The sequence below is a fragment of the Scytonema sp. PCC 10023 genome (genome assembly GCF_963920835.1).
Classification (GTDB): Bacteria; Cyanobacteriota; Cyanobacteriia; order Cyanobacteriales; family Nostocaceae; genus Kalymmatonema.
In genome coordinates, this window is record NZ_CAWUDP010000002.1 from 160113 (window position 1) to 174464 (window position 14352).

General features: G+C 45.3%; 15 protein-coding genes. 12 read left to right on the top strand and 3 right to left on the bottom strand.

The features are described 5' to 3' along the window. Nucleotides 1–224: 224 nt before the first annotated feature. From ACM0OZ_RS02090 to ACM0OZ_RS02125, 8 genes are all read left to right on the top strand, one after another. Nucleotides 225–1709 carry a sensor histidine kinase gene (locus tag ACM0OZ_RS02090; protein WP_414581176.1) on the top strand — a complete coding sequence of 495 codons (1485 nt, stop codon included), beginning with the start codon at nt 225–227 and terminating at the stop codon, nt 1707–1709. Continuing rightward, nucleotides 1706–2377: a response regulator transcription factor gene (locus ACM0OZ_RS02095; RefSeq protein ID WP_414581177.1), complete on the top strand. Its 672-nt coding sequence runs from the start codon at nt 1706–1708 to the stop codon at nt 2375–2377. The genes ACM0OZ_RS02090 and ACM0OZ_RS02095 overlap by 4 nt, the downstream gene beginning before the upstream one ends. 386 nt (nt 2378–2763) lie before the next feature. Then, entirely contained in the window at nt 2764–4332 is a 1569-nt protein-coding gene (locus tag ACM0OZ_RS02100; RefSeq protein ID WP_414581178.1) for a SulP family inorganic anion transporter, read from the top strand. A 40-nt stretch (nt 4333–4372) separates the two neighbouring features. Continuing rightward, complete coding sequence (locus tag ACM0OZ_RS02105; protein WP_414581179.1) at nt 4373–4531, top strand: hypothetical protein; 159 nt, start codon at nt 4373–4375, stop codon at nt 4529–4531. Nucleotides 4532–4660: 129 nt separating this feature from the next. Beyond that, the gene (locus ACM0OZ_RS02110; protein ID WP_414581180.1) at nt 4661–4906 is read left to right on the top strand and encodes a DUF433 domain-containing protein; all 246 of its coding nucleotides are present in this window, start codon (nt 4661–4663) and stop codon (nt 4904–4906) included. After that, on the top strand, nt 4906–5349 hold the full coding sequence (locus tag ACM0OZ_RS02115; protein WP_414581181.1) for a DUF5615 family PIN-like protein: 444 nt from the start codon (nt 4906–4908) through the stop codon (nt 5347–5349). Before ACM0OZ_RS02110 ends, ACM0OZ_RS02115 begins: the two co-directional genes overlap by 1 nt. 95 nt (nt 5350–5444) lie before the next feature. Further along, a complete protein-coding gene (locus tag ACM0OZ_RS02120; RefSeq protein WP_414581267.1) occupies nt 5445–5609 on the top strand; it encodes a DUF6888 family protein in 165 nt (54 codons plus the stop codon). A 10-nt stretch (nt 5610–5619) separates the two neighbouring features. Then, nucleotides 5620–5820, top strand: a complete 201-nt coding sequence (locus tag ACM0OZ_RS02125; protein WP_414581182.1) for a DUF6887 family protein — start codon at nt 5620–5622, stop codon at nt 5818–5820. A gap of 140 nt (nt 5821–5960) precedes the next feature. Here ACM0OZ_RS02125 and ACM0OZ_RS02130 read toward each other — a convergent pair whose 3' ends face one another. The 3 genes from ACM0OZ_RS02130 to ACM0OZ_RS02140 form a co-directional block, all read right to left on the bottom strand. Beyond that, nucleotides 5961–6194, bottom strand: a complete 234-nt coding sequence (locus ACM0OZ_RS02130; protein WP_414581183.1) for a hypothetical protein — start codon at nt 6192–6194, stop codon at nt 5961–5963. Nucleotides 6195–6587: 393 nt separating this feature from the next. Next, on the bottom strand, nt 6588–9803 hold the full coding sequence (locus tag ACM0OZ_RS02135) for a tetratricopeptide repeat protein (protein WP_414581184.1): 3216 nt from the start codon (nt 9801–9803) through the stop codon (nt 6588–6590). Between the two features lie 6 nt (nt 9804–9809). Continuing rightward, nucleotides 9810–10133: a hypothetical protein gene (locus tag ACM0OZ_RS02140; RefSeq protein WP_414581185.1), complete on the bottom strand. Its 324-nt coding sequence runs from the start codon at nt 10131–10133 to the stop codon at nt 9810–9812. 135 nt (nt 10134–10268) lie between these two features. On the opposite strand from ACM0OZ_RS02140, the gene ACM0OZ_RS02145 reads away from it, so the two are divergent. The 4 genes from ACM0OZ_RS02145 to ACM0OZ_RS02160 all read left to right on the top strand — a co-directional run bounded on the left by ACM0OZ_RS02145 (nt 10269) and on the right by ACM0OZ_RS02160 (nt 14350). Then, the gene (locus ACM0OZ_RS02145) at nt 10269–10523 is read left to right on the top strand and encodes a TIGR02450 family Trp-rich protein (RefSeq protein WP_073630269.1); all 255 of its coding nucleotides are present in this window, start codon (nt 10269–10271) and stop codon (nt 10521–10523) included. Between the two features lie 663 nt (nt 10524–11186). Continuing rightward, nucleotides 11187–12053, top strand: a complete 867-nt coding sequence (gene bchL / locus ACM0OZ_RS02150) for a ferredoxin:protochlorophyllide reductase (ATP-dependent) iron-sulfur ATP-binding protein (RefSeq protein WP_414581186.1) — start codon at nt 11187–11189, stop codon at nt 12051–12053. 29 nt (nt 12054–12082) lie between these two features. Further along, nucleotides 12083–12856 (top strand): DUF5331 domain-containing protein, encoded by a 774-nt coding sequence (locus tag ACM0OZ_RS02155; RefSeq protein ID WP_414581187.1) that lies wholly within the window; start codon nt 12083–12085, stop codon nt 12854–12856. A gap of 93 nt (nt 12857–12949) precedes the next feature. Continuing rightward, nucleotides 12950–14350: a ferredoxin:protochlorophyllide reductase (ATP-dependent) subunit N gene (locus tag ACM0OZ_RS02160; RefSeq protein ID WP_414581188.1), complete on the top strand. Its 1401-nt coding sequence runs from the start codon at nt 12950–12952 to the stop codon at nt 14348–14350. The last annotated feature ends 2 nt before the right edge of the window (nt 14351–14352 follow it).

Sequence of the window (14352 nt, forward strand, 5' to 3'; positions counted from 1 at the left end):
CATTTTTTACTAATTGATGGGGCTCGGGGGGGCGCGTCATCTTATAAAAAGCTTATCATACAAGAGTTTAAGTCGAATAACGCTTATGTTGCAAAAAGTAATGTTAATTTAGTTAAAGTATCATCTGTGTCAACTGCCTATAGCCATCACCCATAACAAAATCCCACCTCCCAGGAGCTGGTCTCCTCTAAAAATTTTTGCAATACAACCGTCTTAATCGGCTCATGGCTCCAAAAATCTTCTTTACAAGAAGCAATCAAAATGCTCAAGTGACAAAGAAAAACCGATTTCCTGGATGGCGCAGAATCTTCTTTGGCGTTCGCACACGCATCTTGATCTCGTACATCGTGCTGATGATCTTCTCCACATTGGTATCTGTCCTGGCAATCTATGAGGTTCTCCTTGTCCGACTAGAAGAGCAGGTTGAAAAGTCTCTCATTAAGGAGGTAAAGGAGTTTAGACGATTGACTGCGGGGAGGAACCCCACCACGGCTCAACCTTTCGGGGATGATGTCGCTGCCATGTTTGATGTATTTTTGTCGCGCAACATTCCCCATGACAACACGTTTTTGATTACACTCTTGAATGGGGAATTCTACAAATCCAATCCGCAAGTTCTGCCGGTTAATTTACAGCCGAATTCAGCGCTTGTCAAACAGTGGCAGAAACTCAAACAGCCCAAGGAAGGTAAGAAATTAACCTCAACTGATACTATCTACTATCTGGCTGAGCCAGTGCTGAAAGGGAAAACTCAGGGTGTCTTTGTAGTCGTTTACTCCGATACTCTAGCTCATCAGCAAGTGAACCAGGCAATTGTCGTCATTATCCAGGTAACAATAGCTGTTCTAGCCATAGCATCGATGCTGGCTTGGCTAGTGGCTGGACGGTTATTGGCTCCCTTACGCTTACTCATCGAAACAGCCCGCTCGATTACCGAGTCTGACTTATCTCAACGCATCCCTGTGGAGGGGGTAGACCAAATTGCCGAACTCAGCATCACGTTCAACGAGATGTTAGACCGTCTCCAAACTGCTTTCGCCAGTCAACGAAACTTCATCAACGACGCAAGTCATGAACTCCGGACACCAATCACAATTATCCGAGGTCATTTAGAACTGCTGGGTGATGATCCCCAAGAGCGACGTGAAACAGTGGAATTAGTGACTGACGAGTTGGATCGGATGAGTCGCTTTGTCGATGATCTACTATTACTAGCCAAGGCAGAGCAACCGAATTTTTTAAACCTACAGACAGTAGATATTAGCTCACTGACCGAGGAACTGTATACCAAAGCCACAGCCTTAGGTGAGCGAGACTGGCGTTTGGAGAACAAGGGGATGGGGCGGATTGTAGCTGACCGTCAACGGCTAACTCAGGCAATGATGAATTTGGCTGAGAATGCGACTCAGCACACGACTGATGGGGATGTCATTGCCCTTGGTTCAGAAGTTTTGAACGGTCATGCTTATTTCTGGGTGCGTGACACAGGCGTTGGCATTGACCTTGCCGACCAAGAACGCATTTTCGAGCGCTTTGCCCGTGGCTCCCATAGTTATCGTCGTTCTGAGGGAGCTGGTTTGGGATTGTCTATCGTGAGTGCGATCGCAACGGCGCACGGTGGTCGGGTAGAACTCAAAAGCAAACCCGGTAAAGGTTCTACATTCACTATTGTGATTCCACTAGATCCACCCTTTGGAGGTTCTGTTTGACTGATCAGATTCTGATTGCCGAAGACGAGCCGCGCATAGCCGCTTTCTTGGAAAAAGGGCTACGGGCGTCGGGGTTCACTACCGCAGTTGCCAAAGACGGTCATGAAGCGTTGAGCATGGCTCAAAGCGGAGAGTTTGACCTCCTGATCCTTGACATCGGTCTCCCTGGCAAAGATGGTTGGATGGTGTTGGAAGAATTACGCGGTCAGGGCGAACAGCTACCTATCATTATCCTCTCCGCTCGTGATGAGCTCAGTGATAAAGTCGCCGGACTAGAAGGTGGGGCTGACGACTACGTCACAAAGCCCTTTCGGTTTGAAGAACTGCTGGCGCGGGTACGGGTGCGGTTGCGCGACAATCGCTTACCCAAACGACAGGAAGAAATGGTTATCAAAGCAGGGAACATTGTCGTTGATTTGCTCAAACGTCAGATTTGGGTCGGCGATCGCCCAGTCAAGTTATCAGCACGAGAATTTACCCTAGCTGAAACCTTTGTGCGTCATCCAGGGCAAGTCATGAGTCGAGAGCAACTGCTGAGTCAGGTTTGGGGCTATGACTACGATCCCGGCTCCAATGTCGTTGATGTCTGCGTGGGTTATCTGCGCAAAAAGCTAGGTCACGACTATATCGAAACAGTCAGAGGTATGGGCTATCGGCTGCGAACGTGAAAATTTTCTCATCATTTTTTAATACACAATTAATAAGTTTTTATAAATATAAAAAAGTACTGTAACAATCAGGTTCTGTTGATTGTCGCCTATTGTCATTTTTTCAGCTTCATACCAAGTTGTGTGCAAATGTGTAACTTAGTGTCAAGAAAGCAGGGTCAGTACTATTTTTGACTACAACTTAGTATCAGTTGTGAGCAATGAAATGCCATCTTGAACGTCAGGAGAGTAGCTACAACTGGCTTGTATATATAGTAGGCACAAAAATATACCTCCTGTTTGTTGAGTTCGTGGCTGGTTGAACGATATTTTTGGAAAAATTTATTGTGATTAGTTTAACGTTTACACCAGTAGTAATACTAATAAAAAAATACGGGAAAAGGAAGATGACAATCAGAGATTTCAAACCAAAACGCTCCATTGTCAACGACTTAGTGGCGTCCGTAGTTGTGTTTCTCGTCGCTCTGCCACTGTGCATGGGAATTGCGATCGCTTCTGGGGTTCCTCCAGAGCTGGGAATAGTCACAGGAATCGTTGGCGGAATTGTTGTTGGCACTGTTGCTGGTTCACCCTTGCAGGTCAGTGGACCAGCAGCTGGGCTTGCTGTTATAGTCTGGGAACTGGTTCAACAGTATGGCATTGAAATGCTAGGACCGATTCTAATGCTCGCGGGTTTGTTCCAGTTACTAGCGGGCGTCTTCAAGCTGGGACAGGTTTTCCGAGCAATATCTCCCGCAGTCATCTACGGGATGCTAGCAGGAATTGGCGTGCTTATCTTTGCTTCTCAATTCCATGTGATGTTTGATAGCAAGCCAAGCGCACACGGAATCGATAACTTAATTTCTATTCCCAGCGAGATATATAAAACTATCTTTCCCGCCCAAAGCAACAACCATCTCATTGCTGGGATTATAGCTGTAATTACTATTGTTACCCTCATCCTCTGGGAAAAGTTTAAGCCAAAAAGATTAAAATTGCTGCCCGGTTCCTTGATTGCTGTCGTGATTGCAACTGCTCTAGCCACTGTAATGAAGTTGCCTATTCAGTACGTCAATGTACCCGATAATCTTATCGCCACGATTCACATTCCAAAGCTAGAGAACTTCATTGGTCTTTTGAAGCCATCTGTGCTGTTGGAAGCGATGGCGATCGCCTTTATCGCCAGTGCCGAAAGCCTGCTCTCAGCAGCGGCGGTAGATCGACTTCACTTTGGACCAAAAACTAATTTTGACCGCGAACTCGCAGCGCAAGGCTTTGGCAACATGGTTTGCGGCGCACTGGGGGCGCTACCAATGACGGGTGTGATTGTCCGCAGCTCTGTAAACGTGGAAGCAGGAGGCAAAACCAGACTATCTGCGATTTTTCACGGAGTCTGGTTGTTAGCTCTTGTTGTTGTTGCGCCTTCTGTACTGAATCTGATTCCCACCTCCAGCCTCGCAGCAATTTTAGTGGTCACAGGCTATAAGCTGGTGAAAGTTGAGAATATCCGCAAGCTGAAACAATACGGGCGCATCCCTGTATTCATTTACTTTGCCACCTTGGGCGGAATTATCACTGCTGACCTACTTTTTGGCGTGCTACTCGGTCTTGTCTTGTCAGCAATCAAGCTAATCTACAAAGTTTCCCAGCTCGATATCCATGTCCTTGCGGATGAAAACAACCAGCGCGTTGATGTGTCTTTGGAAGGGATGGCTACATTTATTCGGCTACCGCAACTTGCTAAAGCCCTTGAGCAGATTCCTCCTAGAAAGGAAATTCATATTCACCTACAGATGCTCAGCTACATTGACCACTCCTGTCTCGACTTCTTGTCAATGTGGGAAAAACAAGAGGAAAAGAAGGGAAGTACTATCATCATGCAGCGGGATCGGTTGGTAGAGCGCTACCGCAAACCGGTGTTTGGTGGGCGATCGCCTGAAGGACCACAGCAAAACCAATCGCATTTTGCAGCGTAGAAGTTTTCACTACTCTAGTTTCACAAAAGAGGAGTTCACTATGAATACGATAGATGCAGTAATCTTAACATTGCTGAATACTATTGCTTGTTTTGCTTTCCCCAAGCTTCTGTCTGTCATTATGGCTCCTAAAAAGAAACGTACTGCACCAATGCCTACTGCCATAACATCACAAACCGAAGCTTACCAAAGTCCTTAAGCAGATTCCTGCTCGTTCTTCTCGTTCCCAGGCTCTTCTGTTCTGGTTCCCAGGTTCAGCCTGGGAACCAGAAAGCTTAGGCAGCAATCACTATGTAACAATAGCTGTAGCTTTGTCGGAGTACAAATTATGGACTGGCGACAGTATATTCATTCAGACCCCAAAATTCTGCTAGGTAAGCCGACGGTAAAAGGAACAAGGATTTCAGTAGAGTTTTTGCTTGGCTTGTTTGCTGCGGGATGGACAGAACAACAAGTGCTGGAAAACTATTCCACTCTCACCCCTGAAGCACTACGAGCAGTATTTGCTTTTACAGCAGAGTGTATGCGTGAAGAATCTTTCTACATGCTCCCGCTTTTATCTGAGACGGCTTGATGCGATTCCTGGCAAATGAGAATTTTCCCCGTACGAGCGTGATATATTTGCGCTCTATTGGTTACGATGTGGCATATGGGAGCGAAGACGCCCCTGGTGCAGAAGATTCTGAGGTACTCACACGCGCAGTGGTTGAGGGACGAATCATTCTGACATTTGACCGAGATTATGGTGAATTGATATACCGAAGGCGGATGCGATCGCCACCTGGTGTTATTTATTTCCGCTATATTCCTGCAACGCCAGAGGAACCAGCCGAAGATTTATTGCGTTTGCTAAGGTTTGAAGGAATATCCTTAGAAGGAAGTTTTATTGTTTTAGAGCGTACACAGTTACGGAGAGCGCCGATTGCCTTAATCATGTTTTGCGATCGTCCTTTGGGCAGTGCGCTCCGCGCGATGGCACAAAGTGCCCGCCTGCGGCGATCGCATCTGGTAGTGTGATGTTGATAATTATCATAACCTTATTATATTGTCAATAGTTAATTTCAGAGTAACGCGCCGTGTGAAAATAGCTGTGTCAAAATGGAGGAACAATTATTTTACCCACGGCAGAGCAAGGACTAGAATGCATCAAAGTGTGTCAGATATTATCTAATTTCTACCAAGATATTCACTTATTTCGCTTTGATGAAACAACAGGAGAAATATTTATTCTGGCTGGAGAAACTATAGAAATTTCTATAAATCGCGATGGAATTTGAGAGTTTGTAGATGAAGCCGGACTTTGAAAAAATGCCTAGAGCCGAATTGAAAGCTTATGTACTCGCACATCGAGAAGATGCAGAAGCGTTGCGTGTTTTGATGAGTCGCCGTAATCCTAATGCTAAACGGTATAAGTTTCCCGATACAGAGGAAGGTTGGCAACAAATGGAAGAAGTTTTTCGACAAAAAATTGAAAGTAAGGACGCATAACCCACTAAGCAAGACGTTGCGCTTGCTCAAGCATTTCCCTCACTGTTCCAGCATCAGGTGATTGGATACACTGCAATTGAGAGTGTCAAACGCTGCTGCTTTTATCACAGGCGGGGTAATGCAGTTTCTGGCTGTAGAATTTAGGCGCTGAGTGAAAAAACACTTTCGGCTGCTTTTGGTAACTCTATCGTCACGAAATGACTTTCTGGGTACAGGTAATCCTCCTGTGATTCATCAATCACTCGAATCAAGTGATGTTCGGCTGCCTTAGTATCAGGGATGTCTTGATATATTTTTCGCACTTCCAGAGATGCAGAGTAATTATCATTGTTGATACAAACGACAAATTGAGTTTTTACATTATGTTCACTCATGACGATTAGCCCAAAATATACTTAATTTTGATTTCTTTTTTACCAATACTGTGTGCTTCATAGCAGTGAAGTTCAGCCTCACAAACCAGGGCTATTTCATTCTCACTTAACCAGCCAAGAACTAAAGTTCCTGGCTGATAGCTTAAGTCGGTTAAAACCGACTCAATTTCTGAGTTTTAGTCCGTTTTAACGGACTTCGGCTAAAACCCTGTGAAATTTATTTCTGGGCGGGTGTGCATAGAATTAAATAGCCCTACTCACAAACAGTGCTATCATTTAGGTAGATATAGCGCTTCTTAGTTGAGTGCAATACATCAAGAAATAAGAACCACAGATGGACACAGATGGACACAGATAAATCTGTACTTCCATTCAAGTTAAGAACTACACCCACTAGGCAAGACGTTGCACTCGTTCAAGCATTTCCTTCACTGTTGCAGCATGAGGTGATTGGATACGCTGCAATATTTCCAGGGATTGCTGTAAATAATGAAGTGCAGTGTCAAAATATCCTTGCTCTTGTGCGATACCCCCTAACCACCACAATGTCATTGCTTTCCCACCGACATCGCCAATTTGTTCTTTAAGGAAAAGAGATTGCTCAAAAAGTGCGATCGCACCTTCAATGTGCCCTGTGTTAGCTTTGAGTGTCCCCAGGTTGTGTAAAGTCGTGGCTTTGCCTTGAAGATTGCCAATTTGTTCGGTGAGGGAAAGGGATTGCTCAAAAAGTGCGATCGCACCTTCAATGTCCCCTGTGTCGGCGTTGAGTATTCCCAATTGGTGCAAAGTGACGGCTTTACCTTGAACATTGCCAATTTGTTCTTTAAGGGAAAGAGATTGCTCAAAAAGTGCGATCGCACCTTCAATGTCCCCTGTGTTGGCTTTGAGTATTCCCAGACAGTGCAAAGTGGCGGCTTTGCCTTGAACATCGCCAATTTGTTCGGTGAGGGAAAGAGATTGCTCAAAAAGTGCAATCGCACCTTCAATGTCCCCTGTGTTGGCGTTGAGTATCCCCAATTGATGCAAAGTGGCGGCTTTGCCGTGAACATCGCCAATTTGTTCGGTCAAGGAAAGAGATTGCTCAAAAAGTGCGATCGCACCTTCAATGTCCCCTGTGTCGGCTTTGAGTCTCCCCAAGTTGTGAATAATTCCAGCTTTCTCTGTTGTATCTGTAGGTGAACAGGTATCTAAGGCTTGTTGATAGTGCTTCCTTGCTTGTTCAACTTCACCCAATTCTTGCTCAGCTTGCGCCAACTCATGCAAAACTCGGTAGTCTTCAGCCAAGTCTAAAGTCGATTTGCACAACTGCATAGCTTCCCGAAATCGGCTTTGACTCTGCCAACCTCTTGCTAGCTTATATGCCATTTCCACCGCAATCTTTTGCGCCTTTCCTCGCAGCGCCAGCCGATGAATTTCTCGCTGTTGTTCTTCCGTTGAGGTTTTCGCCTCCTCCCACCAGAGACGATACAACACCTGTGCTGCTTGTACAAATAAAGAAGTTGCAGCAAACAACTCTACAGGCAAAATGCGAGGTACTCGCAAGGACTGATCCGGACTAACTTCCAACAATCCCAACGCCACCGCCCTATCAATATATTTATCCAAATTGGGGAGAGATTCACAAACTGCGGTTAACGCCTCCCTCGGTACTGGTAACTCAAACACCAAACTCCGCGACAACATCTCCCGCATTCCATCATCCATCTGTTGCAGCAGGGCTTCTGCCAAAACTTGTTCTCGCAACTCCACAGAATCAACTTCCAAACGTTGGAGAATCGCTACTTTATCAACAGTTGAATTTTGCAGAATCTTATCCAACCATTCCAGCAAACGGGGATTTCCATCCGCCAGCCGTTTCGCCTGCGCCTGCAACGCCTCGTCTACCACAGATTCCGTACTAAAAGCAGCGAGGCTATCGCACTTTTTTCGCAAATCTGCCCCTCGCAGTGCTTCCAAAGGTTGCTTGTAAAAATACTGCAACAGCGTAGATTCAAAATCATAACGGCAGGTAAGAATTAAGCGATCTGGTGCGGAAATATCGCGAATTGCCCAAACTAACGCTTGCAAAACGGTTGCCGCTTCTGGTTGCAGCACATAGCCACCATTGCGCGGTTCGAGATTCACCTCAAAGTCATCCAGCACCAGCAAAAACGGATTTGCCCCTTGTGCTGTCAACGCATCAAACACCCGTCGCAGCCGAAACTTCAATTCCTCATCGTCCCTTTGTAACGCTTCCCGCAGTTCCTTGCTATCCAACTTCTCTGCCAAGCGACTCACCAGCGTTGGTTCATCAATCCGTCCGACGATGACAACTCGCTGAAAATGCGCCAGTCTGTCACAAAGCCTTGCGGCTAAACTACTCTTACCCAAACCTCCCATACCGTGAATCAACACGCCTACCTGTTCTGGGGATTGAGTCAACGCCCTAAGACAACTTTGCAACTGCCGACGACGCCCAACAAAACTCTCACGAGTACAAACTTTCACTTTGCCAGCAGTGTCTAAAAACTGCGTTGCCACAGATGGCGGTGGTGCGGGTTTGCGTCCACGAGTCCGTAACGGTGTGACTAACTCGCCTGGTAAAGTCCCTTTTACATACACCCGCAACAAATGCCAATCCCGCGCCTTGTTCTTAATTAACGCCTGGTAAGTATAAGCAACCGCCTCGGCAACTTGCTTCCCCGCCGCCAATTCCTGATACAAAGCTGCGGCGGCTGCGGTTGCATCGGTATCTAAAACTTTTTGACCCCAACCTAAAACTGCTGTTGCACCTTCATTCAGCAACTCTTGTGCAAGCGAAGGGACAGCACCCGCGTTTCCTGCTTGCCCAGTGCGACAACCCGACAGAAAAATTAATTTGGGTAATCGAAATCTTAACTCTTCGGCGATATCGCTGGCGCTTGCATAGTTAGGCTCGCCCGTTTCCGATTCTGTTATAAAGTATGGTTTTGTATCTTCATTATTTGTATTTTTAATAGTAGCATGACCCGTCAAGTGTAAAACATCAAAATATCCCTTGCCGTAATCCTCCACCAAATAACCCAACTCCGACAAACAGCCGCTTTCTTCCACCCTCAGCGCTAAAGGTTGTCGCGCCGTCGCTGTCAAAATTCGTCCTTCCTCCGCCTCAAAATCCAGCACTGGTTCTACACCTAGCGGGGAAGTCGCCATAAACAAGACTTGCAAAGCGCGATTTTCTGGTTTCTCCTCCACAGATAAACGCTTCACAGTCTCTGATGATACCCAACGCACCGGAATAATACCACGTTGAACCAGAAAGCCATTGCCATCATGCAGAACTTCCCAAGGCAAATGCGCGAGGTTTTCTGCCGTCGCAATGGCTAAGATGATACCTTCATCCCGATACTGATTGAGCAAACCTTGCAGAAATCTGTCACTGCCATCCAACCAGTTATACAAATGCCGCCCAGTTATGGTATAATCTACAGCCAAACGCACATAATAGTCTTTTTCGGCTTGGTTGAGTAAGTCAGCAATTTGTTCTAGAGGTAGCGATCGCCTTTCATACTGATTAGGATTATCAACGAAATAACGTAGCTCTACATAACTACCCGCAACTTGTTTCAGGTCGAGATGAAGGACTTTCACACTGCATCACTCATCTAGAATTTGCTTAATTTGCTCAAGTGTGGCGTTCTCCAAAAGGATGCGCCTACCACTGCGTCCAACAATCAGCACTTTTTCAATCTTTTTGCCAGATTTCCCCTGTTTATATTCCTTGTACCACTTGCGAATTTGCTCCGCAGCCGCCAAGGTACCGCCAACAATAGCAACAATAGTACCGATTGTTACAATACTGGCTTCTCTATCAACTTCATCAACAGTTTCCCAATTTCCAGAAATTTGCCCAGAAGAGAATAATTCTTGTGTGGCTGTAACTGCGTCTTGTCCTTGAATTTCAAGTTGTATATCTGCCATTGATTCACCTGTAACTACCTACAGGCTTATTTTATGAGGCAGTACTATGTTCAGATTCCCGACTTCTTTAAGAAGTCGGGAATCTTGTTGTTGAGGAATGATTTAGGATTGCTATAGATTTCTTGTAAATGACCGATGGCTAAAAAGCAGAAATTTCCTTACCTAGTTGGTTCTAAGTGGACAGCGCAGCAAAAAGTAGATGGCTGGCGACACTTCCAAGTCGTCAACCGCAAAAATCAGGGCAACTGGGTTTATGCCGAGATGGTGGCTGCTTGTGACCCTAATGTCCGCTTTTGGATCAACGCCAAATTGTTACAAGACCGTTCTCTGTGGGAAGCAGGCTGGCAATCCTTGCAAGAGATGAATTCACCCCAAGAAGATGTTTCTTGAATTCTTTCAATCCCTGATAGGGATTCATCACAAATCAGATCCTGCCAGTACAAATAGAATTGCACACTCAGTTATGGGAGGTTTTTTCGCTGCGAATGAAAACCGCAATAACTGATTTTGCCAGCTTCAAGACTAGTAGATTTGAGATTTGAGACAAAGCTTAACAAATATTGCCACCGGTAATAATTATTTATATTTTTCAGGCGATCGCTCTCAAGTCGGAATAATTTTGTCTTAGCCGTTGACAATAAACTGGCAATTTATTTGCAAATTTACTTTCCACGAGCCTCTCATAGCTCTTACACTCATTTCTCTACCAAGAGGTATACCTGTCCAGATAGGTCTTTTTCATACGCACAATCGATGTAGCGGGATTTTTACCTTTTGTGTTTTGTAACTTATTTTATTTAATAACTTTTTTAAAATATGATTTGTTAAGTTATTTTAGTTTTAAAAGTCTTTAGGATGAAAAAAAGTTAATATTCCTTGGATTAAGCCGTTATTCACTTGAAATAACCCTAATAGATTTGAACAGCCCCTTTATTTTCCGTGTGATTTGCACAATAATGACACTCACAGACCTCACAAATCGCCATCGTCGGCTAGGTGAAGGGAATTGTTTGAGCGACGAGTTTGACAAGAAACTATAAGAGGCAAACTACAGTGAAACTAGCAGTTTACGGAAAAGGCGGTATTGGGAAGTCCACAACCAGCTGTAACATCTCCGTCGCCTTAGCCAAGCGCGGTAAGAAAGTGCTGCAAATTGGTTGCGATCCCAAACACGACAGCACCTTCACCCTCACCGGGTTCTTGATTCCCACAATTATCGACACCCTACAAGAAAAGGACTACCATTACGAAGATGTCTGGCCTGAAGATGTGATCTACAAAGGCTACGGCGGTGTGGATTGTGTGGAAGCAGGTGGTCCTCCAGCGGGTGCTGGATGCGGTGGCTACGTGGTAGGCGAAACCGTGAAATTATTAAAGGAACTCAACGCCTTTGATGAATACGATGTGATTTTGTTTGACGTTCTTGGTGACGTTGTTTGCGGCGGTTTTGCAGCACCCCTCAACTATGCTGACTACTGCTTGATTGTGACTGACAATGGCTTTGATGCCTTATTCGCTGCCAATCGCATTGCTGCTTCAGTTAGGGAGAAAGCCCGGACTCACCCACTGCGTCTTGCTGGGTTAATTGGTAACCGCACCTCGAAGCGCGACTTGATTGAAAAGTATGTGGAAGCAGTGCCCATGCCAGTTTTAGAAGTTTTGCCTTTGATTGAAGATATTCGGGTTTCCCGCGTCAAAGGAAAGACTTTGTTTGAAATGGCAGAAATTGACCCGTCTCTGAACTACGTTTGCGATTACTATCTCAACATCGCTGACCAAATTCTGGCGCGTCCAGAGGGTGTAGTACCAAATGATTCCCCAGACCGCGAATTGTTCTCTTTGTTATCAGATTTTTATCTAAATCCCACTAAAACACAAGTTCCAAATTCAGAAGAGGAATTAGACTTGATGATTGTATAAATCATCTTAGTACCAGGATGGGGAACGATATGCCTTTCTTTGATAGTTTTACAGATTCTTTAAAGCAAAAGTGGTTGCAATTTTTCCAGTTAAATCGTGACTGGATTGCCCTGCACATGGAAGTGGAGTCTGTTTACACCCCAGATGGTGGCAGACGACCATCTTCGTACCTCATCCTGGGAGTGGTTAACGCGCTGGAACCTAAGCTGGCACAGTTAATGCTGCCCTTTTCCAAATTGAATTCTGACGCCGATACCTTGGTCGAGGTGCTGGAGTTAAATTTTGATCCAGATATAGCTCTCGGTAACCGCGCCCTTCCCAATTTACGTATCGAAAAACACAGGGAAGAATTAGATGTTTCATATGAAAACTTCAGTCATGAAACACTAACAAGTTCTCAGATAAGTGGTTTTGGGCAAGAGGGAATAGCTAACAAGTTGGATATGGGAGATACACACAACCAAAGCCTTCGGGCATCCAATCCAACAATCGATAATGTTACAGTACAAAACCGGGTTGGCAATTCCTCATCCAACGATACAAACTCGAACAATCAACCTCACCAAGCACATAACGCAGTTGATGAGTTCGGTGAACTTTCTTTGGATCATTTGAACGAAGTAGACAGCAAAACTTCTGAGAGTGGGTTTGCTGGTGTGTTGTCAGATGTTTGGGGTGCTGAAAGCGCAACCCAAAAAGAGGAAGCAGATAAAGAAATGTTTTTAGGGGAAGAACCACCTTCTGGTTCTTTTGATGACTCAGAAGATGACTCCGAGATTGCTCGTCTCTTCCCCAACCATTAAAGAGTGAAGAAGGAAGAGGGAAGAAGGAAAGTCGATAAATTCTTCTTTGTTCTATCTTCTTTCTTATAAAAATTAAGGGGAGAAAATACCAAAATGACTCTTGCTCAACCAGAAGCTTTAACTTTTGAGTGCGAAACTGGAAATTACCACACTTTTTGCCCAATTAGCTGCGTCGCTTGGCTTTATCAAAAAATTGAAGATAGCTTCTTTTTGGTAATCGGGACAAAGACTTGTGGCTACTTCTTGCAAAACGCGATGGGGGTGATGATTTTTGCTGAACCCCGTTATGCAATGGCAGAGTTGGAAGAAGGAGATATTTCCGCACAGCTTAATGATTATGAAGAGTTAAAGCGGCTGTGTTTGCAGATTAAGCGCGATCGCAATCCCAGCGTGATTGTATGGATTGGCACCTGCACCACGGAAATCATCAAAATGGATTTGGAAGGCTTGGCACCCAAGCTAGAAGGCGAAATTGGTATTCCGATTGTTGTTGCACGTGCCAACGGTTTGGACTACGCTTTCACTCAAGGGGAAGACACCGTATTAGCGGCGATGGCGACACGTTGTCCTGATAAAGCCCCCGTGGCGGAAACAGACAAGAACGAACGCAACGCTATTTCCAAACTGCTCAACTTTGGTAAGAAGAAAGAAGAAGTCGTTAAAGAAGAATCTGAGTATGTGGATCATCCACCATTGGTGCTGTTTGGTTCCCTCCCCGATCCCGTTGTCACTCAGTTAACTCTTGAACTCAAGAAGCAAGGTATTAAGGTTTCTGGTTGGCTACCCGCAAAGCGGTTTACCGAACTACCTACCCTTGAAGAAGGGTATTATGTCGCTGGTGTCAACCCCTTCCTTAGCCGGACTGCGACTACCTTGATGCGTCGCCGCAAGTGCAAGCTGATTGGCGCACCTTTCCCAATTGGTCCCGATGGTACCCGCGCTTGGATTGAGAAAATTTGCTCGGTGTTTGGTATTACTCCCAAAGGCTTGGATGAAAGGGAAGCTCAAATTTGGGAAGGCTTGGAAGAGTACGTCAAATTGATTCGTGGCAAGTCTGTGTTCTTCATGGGCGATAACTTGCTGGAAGTCTCCCTGGCGCGTTTCTTAGTGCGCTGCGGTATGACGGTTCATGAAATCGGTATCCCTTACATGGATAAGCGCTATCAAGCTGCTGAGTTGGCGTTGCTAGAGAAAACTTGCCAGGAAATGGGCGCACCTCTGCCTAAGATTGTGGAGAAGCCAGACAACTACAATCAAGTGCAGCGGATTTATGAGTTAAAGCCAGATTTGGTGATTACTGGTATGGCTCATGCTAACCCATTGGAAGCACGGGGTATCAATACTAAGTGGTCTGTTGAGTTCACTTTTGCTCAGATTCACGGTTTTACCAATGCGCGTGACATTCTGGAGTTGGTGACTCGTCCGTTGCGTCGGAATAACAATTTGAAAGATTTGGGTTGGGATAAGTTGGTGAAGGAAGAAGCTAAGATTTAACC